Source organism: Paraburkholderia fynbosensis (assembly GCF_902859935.1).
Classification (GTDB): domain Bacteria; phylum Pseudomonadota; class Gammaproteobacteria; order Burkholderiales; family Burkholderiaceae; genus Paraburkholderia; species Paraburkholderia fynbosensis.
Genome location: NZ_CADIKI010000025.1, coordinates 80,158 through 93,088, shown reverse-complemented (window position 1 = coordinate 93,088; position 12,931 = coordinate 80,158). Strand labels below are relative to the sequence as shown.

General features: G+C 63.9%; 14 protein-coding genes. 5 read left to right on the top strand and 9 right to left on the bottom strand.

Annotated features, from left to right (window positions below):
• Positions 1–126: 126 nt before the first annotated feature.
• The gene (locus HV770_RS31965) at positions 127–789 is read right to left on the bottom strand and encodes a DUF1345 domain-containing protein (RefSeq protein ID WP_175165496.1); all 663 of its coding nucleotides are present in this window, start codon (positions 787–789) and stop codon (positions 127–129) included.
• A gap of 571 nt (positions 790–1,360) precedes the next feature.
• Here HV770_RS31965 and HV770_RS31960 point away from each other — a divergent pair.
• Positions 1,361–2,098 (top strand): metallophosphoesterase, encoded by a 738-nt coding sequence (locus tag HV770_RS31960; protein WP_175165495.1) that lies wholly within the window; start codon positions 1,361–1,363, stop codon positions 2,096–2,098.
• Between the two features lie 46 nt (positions 2,099–2,144).
• On the opposite strand, the gene HV770_RS31955 is transcribed toward HV770_RS31960, so the two are convergent.
• Positions 2,145–2,846, bottom strand: coding sequence for an RES family NAD+ phosphorylase (locus HV770_RS31955; protein WP_175165494.1), 702 nt, complete (start codon positions 2,844–2,846; stop codon positions 2,145–2,147).
• Positions 2,843–3,205 (bottom strand): antitoxin Xre/MbcA/ParS toxin-binding domain-containing protein, encoded by a 363-nt coding sequence (locus tag HV770_RS31950; RefSeq protein WP_168668159.1) that lies wholly within the window; start codon positions 3,203–3,205, stop codon positions 2,843–2,845. Before HV770_RS31950 ends, HV770_RS31955 begins: the two co-directional genes overlap by 4 nt.
• 325 nt (positions 3,206–3,530) lie before the next feature.
• On the opposite strand from HV770_RS31950, the gene HV770_RS31945 reads away from it, so the two are divergent.
• Entirely contained in the window at positions 3,531–3,995 is a 465-nt protein-coding gene (locus HV770_RS31945; RefSeq protein ID WP_343048360.1) for a hypothetical protein, read from the top strand.
• Between the two features lie 145 nt (positions 3,996–4,140).
• Here the strand turns inward: HV770_RS31945 and HV770_RS31940 are convergent, their stop codons facing one another.
• A complete protein-coding gene (locus HV770_RS31940; RefSeq protein ID WP_175165492.1) occupies positions 4,141–4,992 on the bottom strand; it encodes a LysR family transcriptional regulator in 852 nt (283 codons plus the stop codon).
• A 100-nt stretch (positions 4,993–5,092) separates the two neighbouring features.
• Here HV770_RS31940 and HV770_RS31935 point away from each other — a divergent pair, with 100 nt between their 5' ends.
• Both HV770_RS31935 and HV770_RS31930 read left to right on the top strand, forming a co-directional pair.
• Positions 5,093–5,476 carry a tautomerase family protein gene (locus tag HV770_RS31935; RefSeq protein ID WP_175165491.1) on the top strand — a complete coding sequence of 128 codons (384 nt, stop codon included), beginning with the start codon at positions 5,093–5,095 and terminating at the stop codon, positions 5,474–5,476.
• A 398-nt stretch (positions 5,477–5,874) separates the two neighbouring features.
• Positions 5,875–6,780: an ATP-grasp fold amidoligase family protein gene (locus HV770_RS31930; RefSeq protein WP_425497514.1), complete on the top strand. Its 906-nt coding sequence runs from the start codon at positions 5,875–5,877 to the stop codon at positions 6,778–6,780.
• Between the two features lie 118 nt (positions 6,781–6,898).
• Here HV770_RS31930 and HV770_RS31925 read toward each other — a convergent pair whose 3' ends face one another.
• On the bottom strand, positions 6,899–8,572 hold the full coding sequence (locus HV770_RS31925; RefSeq protein ID WP_175165489.1) for a methyl-accepting chemotaxis protein: 1,674 nt from the start codon (positions 8,570–8,572) through the stop codon (positions 6,899–6,901).
• A 205-nt stretch (positions 8,573–8,777) separates the two neighbouring features.
• Between HV770_RS31925 and HV770_RS31920 the strand changes: the two genes are divergently transcribed.
• Complete coding sequence (locus HV770_RS31920; protein ID WP_175165488.1) at positions 8,778–9,614, top strand: TOBE domain-containing protein; 837 nt, start codon at positions 8,778–8,780, stop codon at positions 9,612–9,614.
• A gap of 67 nt (positions 9,615–9,681) precedes the next feature.
• Here HV770_RS31920 and HV770_RS31915 read toward each other — a convergent pair whose 3' ends face one another.
• The 4 genes from HV770_RS31915 to HV770_RS31900 form a co-directional block, all read right to left on the bottom strand.
• Complete coding sequence (locus tag HV770_RS31915) at positions 9,682–10,383, bottom strand: ABC transporter ATP-binding protein (RefSeq protein ID WP_175165487.1); 702 nt, start codon at positions 10,381–10,383, stop codon at positions 9,682–9,684.
• Between the two features lies 1 nt (position 10,384).
• Complete coding sequence (gene modB / locus HV770_RS31910; protein WP_175165486.1) at positions 10,385–11,059, bottom strand: molybdate ABC transporter permease subunit; 675 nt, start codon at positions 11,057–11,059, stop codon at positions 10,385–10,387.
• Between the two features lie 24 nt (positions 11,060–11,083).
• Complete coding sequence (gene modA, locus HV770_RS31905; protein ID WP_175165485.1) at positions 11,084–11,857, bottom strand: molybdate ABC transporter substrate-binding protein; 774 nt, start codon at positions 11,855–11,857, stop codon at positions 11,084–11,086.
• 134 nt (positions 11,858–11,991) lie between these two features.
• Positions 11,992–12,693, bottom strand: a complete 702-nt coding sequence (locus HV770_RS31900; protein WP_175165531.1) for a phosphatase PAP2 family protein — start codon at positions 12,691–12,693, stop codon at positions 11,992–11,994.
• Between the last annotated feature and the right edge of the window lie 238 nt (positions 12,694–12,931).

Here is a 12,931-nt window from a genome sequence, read left to right as displayed (position 1 = left end):
CCACGTGTAAAACGGGCGGGCGCCGGCCGGGTTTTACACAGCGCGCAGGACAAGCCGCACGATTACCGCAAAGGCCAACGTGCGGCGGGCGGGTGCGTATGGGCAGCACAGGCCGCATAGCCCGCGCTAAGAGCCAAGCAGCCCCGCTGCGATATTCACGCACAAGCCGAGTACGGCCACATTGAAATAGAACGACAGAACCGATTGTGCGAGCGCGGCGCGGCGAATCGTACGCGAACGCAACACCACGTCGGAGGTTTGCGACGCCACGGCGATGGTGAACGAGAAATACAGAAAGTCCCAGTAGTTCGGTTCGAGCTTGTGATCGGGAAACAGCAGCGCGGTTTCCTTGGCATCGGCGTCGAAATAGAGCCGTGCGTAGTGCTGCGTGAAAATGGTCGGAATCAGAAACCACGCGCCGATCAGCGTGAGGCCGGTCAGCAGGTAGTGCCCTGCGCTCGACGACCCGGCGGTTCCCTTGGCCGACGCCAGCTCCATCACGATCGCCGCGATACTCGCGATGGTCGCCAGACAGATGACAAATAGCACGACGCCCGCGTTTTCGTCATCGCGTACTGCGTGTTCGCGGACCCGATGTTCATCGGCGACGGCCATGTGCACCCAGATCATCAACAGGTAACTCCAGATCGCGGCGTCCCAGCCGATCAGCGCGCGCGCCGTCGAACTCGTGTGGATGGGCACCATCAGCGCGACCACGATGCCGATGACGAGGCCGATCACCGTTCTGGGTCGATTGCGAAGAACCTGCGGATAGTATTTCGTGAGCATGGAGTCGGGGCCAAGGGCGTCGTGTCGCGGATTCTACTCGCGCGCCGGCGAGCATTCGTCGAATCGGTTGGTCGCCGCTATAGTTTTCCGCAGCGGCCTTGCGTGCCGCTTTCAGTTGAAAGGCAACCGGCAGGCAGCGTCGCACGTTGGAAAACGACTCAACATCTGGAGTACCCATGACAGATGTTCCTGAGGATAACGATGCGCCCCAGCCAGTGACGCATCCCGCCGGGTCCCGCCGGGGATATCGTCGCCCTCTTGGTCTTCGCCAGCATCGTCGTATTCCCGTTCGTATCAGCCTCGCGCAGAGCATGGGTGCTCGGCGCCTGGTCGCCGCTGCGGCGCTCGCGTTTGGTGGCGCGGGCTGCTCGTTGTGTTCGTTTCGTGGATCGCCCTGCCACTCGCCGCCGCGCCGCCCGCAATAGACTGCGCCGGATCGGTGCATTCCCGGTAAGAAAGCCCGGAGACACGCTGTTTTTGCGTCGATTTGTGTCATTTTTGCTTGCCGAGGCGCCAGGAAACGATAGGGACCCCGCATACGCACTCGCGGCTGCAGCATTATCATGAGCAAATGTCCTCCGTACTCGTCAACCCAGTTCAGCATCATGCTGCCAATGCGAGCGGTCGCGACTTCGTGGTCGGCGATCTGCACGGCTGCGTCGATGCGTTGCGCTATCTGCTGCGCCTCATCGCGTTCGATCCTGCGCGCGACCGGCTCTTTTCGGTCGGTGATTTGGTCGATCGCGGCGAACATTCCGAGCAGGCGCTGGCGCTGCTCGAGAAGCCGTGGTTTTTCGCCGTGCTCGGCAACCACGAAGACACGCTCTGCGCTGTCGCCGACGGGCGTTTGCGGCGTCAGTGGTGGTATGGAATCGGCGGCGCGTGGGCGGCGAACCTGCCGGACGAACGCTTGCAGCACTATGCGGAGCGGCTGCGGCCGCTGCCGCTCGTGCGCGTGGTGGGAAGCGGCAAGGAGCGCTTCAATATTCTGCATGCCGAATTTTTCGGCACCGACGCCGAGCTCGACGCGGGGAATTTTTCGGCCGACACCCGCCAGCAATTGCTCTGGGGACGCGACCTTGCGGTAGGCAACGCCGATCCGCTGCGGCAGCGCGGACTCTCTCTGACCTATTGCGGCCATACGCCGATGCGCGACATCACGCAGATCGGCTCGCAGGTGTTCATCGACACCGGCGCGTTCGGCCCCGGCGGCAAGCTGACGATCGTGCAGCCGCAGGCGCTGCTGCGCTGGTCGATTTCGGTCGAGGAAGCGCGCGCCGAAGGGGCGGCCGCGCTGGCGCTGCCCTGACCCGTTCGCGCTGCCCGCGGAGCTTCGCGCTGGCCCGTTCGGCCCGTCAGCCGACCTGGCTGAGTTCGAACACCATATCCACGCTCGTGCCGTTCCAGTTGTATTCCAGATACGCCGCGTGGTGGCAGTCGCGCAGCAGCGTGGTTCGGAACGCGGCGAGGCACTCGCCGCTGCTATCTCGCACCGACGGATACACGATGCCCGGCGCGCCCGCCTCGCGCACGGCGCGGCCGAGCGACTGCCCGGCCAGATAGTCGTTTGGCGACAGCACGTCGAGATCGCGCGACGCGTCGTTGCGCAGATCCACCACGCTGCCTTGCGCCGCCACCGTGTAGAGGCGCATCTGCTGGCGCATCGGCGGCTCGGCGGTTGCCTCCAGAAATTTCCCCGTGTGATAGCGCGTTTCGGCGATCGCGGTGGCACGCGAGCGGGCGCAGTAGAACACGCCATACGTGCCGTCGGAAAAGCGGCTGCCGAGCGGATTCAGATGCGTCAACGCGGCCATGATCGGCCCATAGCCCGGGCCGAAGCGGCGTTCTTCGCGCGGCACCAGGTCGAGTTCGCCGACTTCTGTGCGCAGCCGGTCGTTGGTCATCGCTTCGAGCGCGTAGAGCGCGTCGAAATCTTCGGGGGAGGCGACGCGGTCGAATAGACTCACGGCCGGAAAACGCGTCGGAATCACACGATACGCGGGCAACCAGTCAAGCTGCGCGGATGGCCAGCGGTCCTGCCAATGCGGTTGTGTCACGCCCAGCCGCCTCGCATCGCGTCGAGATACTGGCGCACGGCCACGAGATCGCTGATGTTGCCCGCCAGCATGCGGTCCAGCGCGCGGCGGCCGCCGAATGGCGGCGCGCTGTTGGGGCGTTTGATCCAGGTGTCGGCGGCGCTGGGTTGCGGCAGCAGGATTTGCAGCGCCTTGTAGATGCCGAGCAGCAGTGACAGACGCTCGAGCGTGTCGCGTCCGAGGCGCGCCGTCTCGGGCGCTGCTTTCCATTTGAAGAAAGTGGAGCGGCCCGGCGAGCCGAGCAGTACGATCTGCTCGTCGGCGTTCAGGTCCCAGTCGCGCGCGATGTTGAAGAATGCGCGCAGACCCGCCGCCGACATTTGCGGGAACGTGGGTGCCGAAACGGGCCGGCGAATCGGCTCTTCGGGCGAATTGAGGCGGGCAGCGTGAGCCATATCGGGGTAGGTCCCTACGTGTATTGAATATTGATATTAGTCCAAATATGGATTTTTGCAAGAGAATATAATCCTGGCTCGTTATGCAGTCGAGGATCAGGAGAAGAAGCAGATGTCGATTCGAGCAGTAACAGCGGCGCTCGCCGTTTGGTGTGTATCGGGGGCGGCTATGGCTGCGGGGTATACGGAGACTTGGAATCCGCCCGAGGCGAGCAGGCATGCCGCGAAGCCGGCGAAAAAGAACGGGGCGGTGGCCAAGTTCAAGGCGGGTTCGAGGGTCGACGCAAAGGCGGGCTCGAAGCACGCGGTTAGCGCTGCCGGGCATAAGGCGCCGCGTGTGGCGTCGGCAGGAGGAAGCGCAGCGGGTACCGCGGCCCATGGCGGAGCGAAGAAGGTCGCGGCGAAGGGCAAGGGCTGCGCCAAAGTATCGGCCGCGTGCAAATCCGGCACGAAAGCCGTCGTGACGGCGCAGGCTAAAAAGCCGCATGCATCGCTCGCGCAGAGGCAGGCGAAGTCGCATCAAGACAAGATCGTCCATGCCAACATGGTTCAAAGCGGCGCCGCGCGTGCCCATTCGGTCAAGATCGCGGCGAAACCGGCGGCCTCGCATATGAACGCGCCGGCCGCGTCCGCAAACGTTAGCGGCGCCGCGCCCGACACAGCCACCAATCCGGCGACCGCCAGCAGCGGTTCACTGCCGCCGATTCTGCGCTGATCCCGACTCACGCGGCGCGTTTGCGTCCGGGCTTGCTGCCCGGCGGTTCCCATGCTGTGCGGCCCGGCTCGACCAATGCCGCCGACGCCAGCCGTTAGCGCATCGCGCCGAGCCTGATCCGCGACTGGGCGAGACTAGCGGCGCGTCACGCGGTCGCCAGCCCGTTCGTTACGAGACGCAGCGTTTCCACCGAGCGCGGGTCGCGCACCCGCGAATGCAACGTAACGCGCGACTCCGGCAGCGCCGGCAAGCCAAGCCGCGCGCCGACATCGACCAGACCCCGCGGCGCCACCCTGCGCGCCAGCGGCGACACGGCCAGTCCCGCCGCCACTGCCGCGCCGACGGCCGCGACCCCGCCGCCGATGAATACCTCCTGCCACGCAATTCCCGCCTCCTTCAGCGTGCGCAGCGCCACGTCGCGCACGTTGCAGGGCGGACTCAGCAGCGCCAGCGCCAACGGATTGCCGGCTCTCGGCAGCCACGTGGGTGTCGCGAGCCAGCCGAGCGGTTCGCTGAACAGCACTTGCGCGTCGTCGCGCGGTGGTTCGTCGGCGCCATAGCGGACAATCGCCGCATTGAGCCGACGCTCATCGAATTGCGCGAGCAGCGCCGCCGACTGACCCATATGCAACTCGAGCACCAGACCGGGGTCGTGCGCATTGAGCCGGCCGAGCAGCAGCGGCAGATCTGGGCCCGCGACGTGCTCGCTGAGCCCCAGCACCAGCCGTCGGCGCTCCACTGACAATGAACCCAGCGCGCGCTCGTGTGCGTTCAGCAACTCGCGCGCGGCGGCAAGAAACGCGTGGCCGTCGGCGGACAGGCGCACCACGCGCGGCGTTCGCTCCAGCAATTGTTTGCCCAGATGCGCTTCCAGCCGTTTGAGCTTCAGACTGACGGCCGATTGCGTCGTGTCGAGCGCGTCCGCTGCACGCGTGAAACTATGCATATCAGCGACCAGAACGAAGGCTCGCACCGCATCGAGATCGAGAACTTTCATTTCTAATGAATATAGATGAAATAGCCAATGATGTCTTTTTATTATGGCTGGGCGCACCTAAGCTGTGTTTACCTAATCGGAACAAGTAAGGAGTTTCATCATGCCGCTCACACGAATCGCATTGCGCGCCGGCAAGCCGGCCGAATACCGGAAAGCGCTGACCGAGGGCATTCAGCGCTCGCTGGTCGACACTTTTAACGTGCCGAAGGACGACCAGTTCGTGCTGATCACCGAGCACGACGCCGACAATCTGATCTATGACCGGCGTTATCTGAATATCGAGCGCAGCGACGATTTCGTCGTGATTCAACTGACAGTGAGTAACACGCGCTCGATCGAGCAGAAGAAGGCGTTGTACCGGCGCATTGTCGAAGAGCTGGCGAAGTCGCCGGGGGTACGGCGAGAGGATGTGTTCATCAGTCTCGTCGAGGTGGTGAAGGAGAACTGGTCGTTCGGGAATGGCGTGGCCCAGTATGCTGAGTGAATGAGTGGGCCGCTTCCTTCGGGCGGGGCCGCGTGGCGCATGTTCCATGCGACCTGTGGAGATCGGCCGCCGCTCCCTTCGGAGCCGCCGAAGCGCACAACTTAATCTGCCGATATCTCTTTGTTTTGCGCCATGAACTGTCGACTGGGTTTCCCGGGGCTATGCTTCAGCGCAACATGTAAGTGTTTGTATTCAGCTGTCGCGCAGGCCGGCGAGAACGGTGGGGCGGCAGCCCGATAGGTTGACTGTGCGCCGCGCCTCAAATATGTGCGGCCATTTTGAAGCGCACTTCGCGACGCGATAGACGTTCCACAGACACCGCTGCCCGAGCGAATGAGAATGACAAAGCCGGGAGGCGAAATCGAGCCACACGGCGAACGTACCTCGGTGGCCCATGAATGCCCAGTCACTGTTGGGAGATGACTATGCCCCGCGCACCCAGCGCGATTGTTCAACGGATGAAGGACAGTGCAAAACAACTGATTCCGGATCCGATTTTCCTCAGCCTCCTGCATCGGAAGCACATTGGCCGCTTCCCGAACCTGTTGCACCCGAAAACATTCAACGAGAAGATCTTGCAACGCAGCTTACGGCCAGACCCGCGATACGGCGCGTTGACCGACAAACTTGCCGTGCGGGAGTATGTCAGGGCCAAGGTCGGTGAGAAGTATCTGATCCCCCTGATTTCGTCGCCCGAGGTATTCACGCGAGCAGTCTTCGATGCGCTGCCGAATTCCTTTGTGATGAAAGCGAATCATGGAAGCAGTTTTGTCGAAATCGTTTGGGACAAGTCGCAACGAACGTTTGAGGATCTGCAGCTTCTGGCGAATCGATGGACGTCTACCGACTTCTACAAGATTGCGCGGGAGCGCCATTACCGGGAAATCCAGCCTCGCATTTTCTTCGAGGATCTCCTTCTCGACGAACGCGGCCAGATTCCCGCCGATTACAAAGTGCACTGCTTCGGCGGCCGGCCCGGCCGCCCGATGATGTTTATCGTCGTGATCTCGGACCGATTCGGAAGTGACACACGTGGCGACGTGTACGACGTTCAATGGAATCACCTCGACGTTGGGATCGGTCCCTACGCTCGCAGCACGACACCCCAGCCGCCGCCGGAGAATCTGGAATCGATACTGGAGACGGCCGTTGTCCTTTCCGAAGACTTCAATTATGTTCGCGTCGACCTGTACGCCCCCGACAATGACGTGTACTTTGGTGAGCTAACCTTTACACCCGGTGCCGGCGTGGTTCCAACGAGACCTGACCGGGTCGATTTTGAGTGGGGACGGCTTTTGACGTGAGAAAACCGGACACCGCAAGACATCGAATGCGCTAATCCAGTCTGGCCGCGTCAAGCGGTGCAGCGGCTCGACCCTCGGCGAACACCGCTACATCCGCGCGCCAAACAGCGGGCCGAAACTAGAACGTAGCCCAGTCACTGTTCCCGCTCGCGGGCGCCCGCTTCGGCAGCGTACCTGCAGACTTCGCCGACACCTCGTCAACCACAGGCCTCATCGTCGCAGCAAAGCCTCGAGCCTCCCCAATACGAAACACCGACACAGCCTGCTTCATCTTCCCCGCCTGCCCTTCAAGCGATTGCGCAGCCGCCGCGGCCTGTTCAACGAGAGCCGCATTTTGCTGCGTGGTCTCGTCCATTTGCGTCACGGCCTGGCCGACCTGCTGGATGCTGCGGTTCTGTTCCTCGGAGGCCGTGGCGATCTCGCCGACGATATCCGACACGCGGCGGATCGCTTCCTTGATATCGACCATCGTCGCACTGACTTCCGACGCCTGCTGCGTGCCGCCCTGAATCGTCGCGACCGAGGTCGAGATCATTTCCTTGATCTCCTTTGCCGCGCTGGCCGAGCGCTGCGCGAGACTGCGCACCTCGCTCGCGACGACCGCGAATCCACGCCCCTGCTCACCCGCGCGCGCGGCCTCGACCGCCGCGTTCAGCGCGAGGATGTTGGTCTGGAACGCGATGCCTTCGATCACACCTGTGATGTCGGAAATTCTCGCCGAACTGCTGCTGATCTGACCGATCGTCTGCACCATGCCTTCGACGGCGGTGCTGCCCGTGTCGGCGACATTGGCGGCTTTCAGCGCGAGCGTATTCGCATGACGCGCGTTGTCGCTGTTCTGGCTGACCGTCTGCGTCAGTTCCTGCATGCTGGCCGCGGTCTGTTCGAGCGAGGCGGCCTGCTCTTCGGTCCGCGCGGACAAGTCGATGTTGCCGCTGGCGATCTGTTTCGACGCCACGCTGACCGACTCGGCGCTTTCGCGAATCGAGCCGATCGTCGTCGCGAGCCGCTCCTGCATGCGCGCGACGGCGTACAGGATGCTGCGGCGATCTGCGGCGCCGGCGTCGACACGTGCGCTCAGGTCGCCGCTGGCAATCTGCTCGACAACCTGCGCGACCGCCGCCGGTTCACCGCCGATCTGCCGCACGACCGCGCGCGTGACCACCAGCCCGAGGCCAATGGCAACCGCCACGCCGACGAGCGCGCAGATCGCGATCCACCACGTCACCGACGCGACCAGCGTGGCGCCGTCAGCGACACGCTGCTTCGCGAGCTCGTCGCGCACGTCCGACAGTTTGATCATCAGGGTGCGCAGCTTGACGTGCATCGGGTCGGTGGTCGATTTCAACTCGGCGAGCGCACCCGTCTGGTCTCCCTGGTCGGCGAGCGCTTCGACCTTCGCGACCGACTTCATATAGGCCGGCCAGGTGGTGTCGAAATCGCTGAGCAACTGCCTTTGCGCGTCGTTGGATGCGTGCGTGCGTTCGTAGTCGAACGCGGCAAGGATGGCGGCTTCGCCACCGTGATTCAGTCTGACCGTGTCGGCCCTGCCGGCAGGATCGGGGTTCAGGATGTACGAATACAGCCGGCGAAAATGCGAAGCGGCCTGCCATGCGGCGGTGCCGTCCTGGCGCACCGGAATGAATTCGCGATCGTACATTTCGGTCTGCATCGTCGCGACTTCGCGGACTTTGAGCACACCAACCGTACCGACGATGGCAGTAACGAATGCGCACAACATCAATGAGCCCACAAGCTTCTGACTAAGCTTGAGATTGGAAAGCCACTGCATCTTGCAAAATCTCTCGATCGGAATAAAAGGGGGGCGCCGACTTCATGTTTTCTAATGAAAAATTCTCATTGTCTGACGTTCATGCTGAATAACGGCATCCGGGGCGGCTTCTGAAGCCTGACGCGCCAGTCGAGTGGGCGGTGGCTCAGGTACGCATCGTTATAATGATCCGCTGTCCGTTCCGGACCTTCCACCGCTCCTCGCCATGACATCCGACCGCACCGATCCTTCCCACGATTCTCTTGAATTCGGCGGTTCCGTCTGGTTCCAGGCCGGCGCGCAGACGCTCGGCGGCGCGCCGCGCATTGCGCTGCTCGCGGCGATTGGCGAAACCGGCTCGATCACCAGCGCGGCGAAAGCGGTCGGCATGAGCTACAAGGGCGCATGGGACGCCGTCGATACGATGAACAACCTCGCCGGCGAGCCCCTCGTCGTGCGCCTGACGGGCGGCAAAGGTGGTGGCGGCACCACGCTCACGCCGCGCGCGGTGAAGCTGATCGAGACGTTTCACGCTGTCGAACGCGAACATCGGCGCTTTCTCGAACGCGCGGGCGCGGCGATCGAAGGCTTCGCGACAGATTGGGATCTGATCGGCCGCATCGGCGTGAAGACCAGCGCGCGCAATCAGTTCTACGGCACGGTGTCGGCAATCACGCGCGGCACGGTCAACGACGAAGTCTCGCTGGTGCTGCCCGGTGGGCACACGATCGTCGCCGTCCTCACGCACGAGAGCACCGAGGCGCTGGGCCTGGTCGAGGGTGTGGCTGCGTTCGCGCTGATCAAGGCGTCGTGGGTCGTGCTGCTCGTCGAACACGAAAGCGGCACGCCGCTCAAGCTGTCGGCGCGTAATCAGTTGCGCGGCGCCGTGCAGAGCGTGAAGCGTGGCGCGGTGAATGCCGAGGTGTCGCTGATGCTTGAGGGCGGCGCGGTCGTCACGGCGGTGGTCACTAACGAAAGCGTCGATGCGCTCGGTCTCGCGGAAGGCTCGAACGCCGTCGCGGCGTTCAAGGCCTCGAGCGTGATTCTTGGGGTGAAGGATTGAGGGCGGCGAAGGGGGCGATGGCGCAAACCGCACCCGTAAAAGCTGGCCCGCAGCGTGCCAGCTTGAGTCAAAGCTCGCTACGCGCGTAGCCCGCAAACGGGTGATTCTCGCGCACGCAACCATCGCTGACTTGCACGACCTGATCGCCGAACGCGGCGACGTCGTCGGGATCGTGTGTGATCAACACCATCGGAATATCGAGCCGCGTTTGCAGGTCCGACAGCTCCTCGCGCATGCGTCGGCGCAATGCGCTATCGAGCGCGGAAAAGGGCTCGTCCAGCAGTAGCAGCCGGGGTTGCGCGACCAGCGCCCGCGCCAGCGCCACACGCTGCTTCTGTCCACCCGACAACTGCACCGGATGATTGCCCGCGACGTTCTTCAATTCCAGCGCGTCGAGCCAGTAGTCGACTTGCGGATGCGCGTGCCGCGCGCGCGGATTGAACCAGCCCTGTCGCAAGCCGAAGCCGATGTTCTGCCGCACGTTCAGATGCGGAAACAGTGCGTAGTCCTGAAACAGGTAGGCGATCTGGCGCGCTTGCGGTTTCAGATCGACACCGCGCGTGCTGTCGAACAGCGCGTCGCCATGCAGCGTGATCGCGCCTTCGTCGGGACGCAGGAGCCCGGCGATCGCCTGCAAGGTCAGACTCTTGCCCGCACCGGACGGCCCGAACAACACCACGCGCTGAGTGGTCGCCCGGAACGACACGTCGAGCGTGAAGCGACGCTCGGCGCTCTCGAAAGTCTTGCGAATGTCGACGGCGAGCGGCATGTCAGCGCGAACTCAAAAGCGTGTGCTGCGGCACCAGACGGCCCGCGAGCAGCAGGATCACAACGCACGTCGCCGAGGTCACGAGTACGAGGAAATTCGCGGTGCTGTCGTCGCCGGCTTGCACGGCCGAATACACCGCCACCGAGAGCGTTTGTGTGCGGCCCGGCAGGTTGCCCGCGATCATCAGCGTCGCGCCGAATTCGCCGAGCGCGCGCGCGAACGCCAGCAGGCCGCCCGCGAGAATGCCGCGCGCGGCGAGCGGCAGGGTCACGCGGAAAAAGACCGCCGTTTCGCTGACGCCGAGGGTGCGCGCGGCCCGTTCGAGCTGGGGATCGACGGATTCGAACGCGGCGCGCGCCGATTTCAGCACCAAGGGAAACGCCACGACTGTCGACGCGATCACCGCCCCCTGCCAAGTGAACACCAACTGGATGTCGAAGCGGTCGAGCCACGCGCCGATCACGCCGCGGCGTCCGAGCAGCACGAGCAGGTAGTAGCCGAGCACAGTGGGCGGCAGCACGAGCGGCAGCATCAGCAACGAATCGACCACGTCGCGCGCGCCGGAGCGCCAGCGCGATAAACCAAAGGCCGCCGCGACGCCGAACAGCAGGGTGAGCGCGGTAGCCCAACCCGCCACTTTCAACGACAGCAGAAGCGGAATCCAGGCCTGTTGCATGAGCGCGTGCGAGTCCCGTTGGCGTTAATGGGCGGGCTTGAAGCCGTACTTCGCGAGCACGCTCTGGCCGGCCGGCGACATCACGAAGTTCATGAAGGCCTGGGCGTCCTCCGCGTGGCGGCTGCCTTCAATCTGCGCGACCGGGTAGGTGATCGGCATTTGCGTCGGCACGTTCAGCGCGACCTTGACCTTGTCCGGCATGACCGCGGCGTCGGTGCTGAATACGAAGCCCGCGTCGACTTCACCGCGCGCCACATAGTCGAGGCTCTGACGCACGTTCGACGCCAGCACCGCCTTCGCGCTTACCGCGTCCCATACGCCGGCGGCCAGTAGCGCGCCCTGCGTATAGCGGCCGACCGGCACCGAGGCCGGATCGCCGAATGCGATCCGTTTCACGTTCGCCGACGCCAGATTGTTCAACGTAGCCGGTGAGAAACGGCTGTCGGACGGGACGATCAGCACCAGCGAATTGGCGGCAAAGTCGCGGCGCGTGGCCGGCACGATCACCTTTTCGGCGGCGGCCTTGTCCATGGCCTTCTGATCCGCGGAGGCGAACACGTCGGCGGGCGCGCCTTTGACGATCTGCTGCATCAACACGTCGGAAGCGCCGAAATTCAGCAACACCTTGGTGCCCGGATGCTGCTGCTCGAAGACGTCGCTGACTGCCTTGAACGCGTTGGTGAGACTGGCGGCGGCGGAGACGACGAGTTCGTCGGCGCAAGCATTCGCGCTGATCACGACTGACAGCGCGCTGGCGACGCTCAGCGCGTGTTTCAGAAAGCGGCGGGCAAGTGTCATGGAGGAGCAGGGTGTCCGGCGCGGACCGGAGCGGCAGGTTAAAACGCTATCGTAATATATGACTGGTTATAACGGTACTCGTGACGAAACGTGAACCACGCGCATTAAGCGCTTCGGGATGCAGCAGGGGGTGTTCAGACGCGGGACGCGTGCGCCGGCGCGAGCGTGTTCAGCGTTTGCGAGAGCGGCGCCGTGGCCGGATGGACATTGCGTAGGGCTTTCCACTTGGCCCGGATGAACGGCCTGTCATGGCCGGATACGGTCAGCGCGATGTTCGTCACCCAGCGCTGGGTCGGCACGTGTACGCCGTGCATCAGCACAGCGAGAACGAGCATGCTGATCGCGACCGGCAGTGCCGACAGACGGCCGGGTTCAGCATTCCACGCCATGCGCACGAACACCAGCGCAGCCAGTGCGCCGACGAGGCAACCCGTGACCGCTTCAGACGGCGAATGAGCACTCAGCGCGACGCGCGATAAACCCACCGCAATCCCCGCAGCCAGCCCCAGCACGACGCCGATCAGCCGGACGGCGGGACGCGCGGGCAGCAGCATCAGGAACAGCGCGACCGGATAGACGGCAGTGGATAGCATTGCGTGGCCGCTGACGCCCGTGAAATCCAGCTCGCGCACGCCGACGCCCCAGCCGAGAAACGCCAGCTTGGTGACGGTCACCAAGCCGATCGCCGCGCCGAGCAGCAGCAGCCAGCCCGCCGCCATGCGCCACGTATAGCCAAGCCCCAGCCAGAGCGCGATGGCGAACGCGAGCGGCAATGTCATGCCGGCCCCGCCGAGACTGGTGATCGCATACCACAAATGAAGAGGTAAATCGGGCATGGCAAGGGTGCGGCCCAGGCCGCGTAGAGTCGGATCGGTGAAGAAAATGGACGCGGCGCAGGCCCACACATCAATTGAATTAGCCGCCAGTATAGACGTCTGTTGCATCGCGGTCTCGTGAGGCATCGCGCCGTTGGCCGCCGAACGTTAGGTGTCAAACAGGCGCTGGACCCGTTCGACGCCTGCACGCTTCGAAGGTTCGCCGGGTGGACTGTTGGACGTGGCTGCCGTCTTGGGT

Coding starts and splice junctions, on each gene's coding strand:
- HV770_RS31940 (WP_175165492.1), bottom strand. CDS start 4,992: ATGAAAGTTCTCGATCTCGATGCGGTGCGAGCCTTCGTTCTGGTCGCT.
- HV770_RS31900 (WP_175165531.1), bottom strand. CDS start 12,693: ATGCCCGATTTACCTCTTCATTTGTGGTATGCGATCACCAGTCTCGGC.
- HV770_RS31950 (WP_168668159.1), bottom strand. CDS start 3,205: ATGTCGGCGGCGGGTCTGCGCGCATTCTTCAACATCGCGCGCGACTGG.
- modA (WP_175165485.1), bottom strand. CDS start 11,857: ATGACACTTGCCCGCCGCTTTCTGAAACACGCGCTGAGCGTCGCCAGC.
- HV770_RS31920 (WP_175165488.1), top strand. CDS start 8,778: ATGACATCCGACCGCACCGATCCTTCCCACGATTCTCTTGAATTCGGC.
- HV770_RS31930 (WP_425497514.1), top strand. CDS start 5,875: ATGCCCAGTCACTGTTGGGAGATGACTATGCCCCGCGCACCCAGCGCG.
- HV770_RS31925 (WP_175165489.1), bottom strand. CDS start 8,572: ATGCAGTGGCTTTCCAATCTCAAGCTTAGTCAGAAGCTTGTGGGCTCA.
- HV770_RS31915 (WP_175165487.1), bottom strand. CDS start 10,383: ATGCCGCTCGCCGTCGACATTCGCAAGACTTTCGAGAGCGCCGAGCGT.
- modB (WP_175165486.1), bottom strand. CDS start 11,059: ATGCAACAGGCCTGGATTCCGCTTCTGCTGTCGTTGAAAGTGGCGGGT.
- HV770_RS31935 (WP_175165491.1), top strand. CDS start 5,093: ATGCCGCTCACACGAATCGCATTGCGCGCCGGCAAGCCGGCCGAATAC.
- HV770_RS31960 (WP_175165495.1), top strand. CDS start 1,361: ATGTCCTCCGTACTCGTCAACCCAGTTCAGCATCATGCTGCCAATGCG.
- HV770_RS31965 (WP_175165496.1), bottom strand. CDS start 789: ATGCTCACGAAATACTATCCGCAGGTTCTTCGCAATCGACCCAGAACG.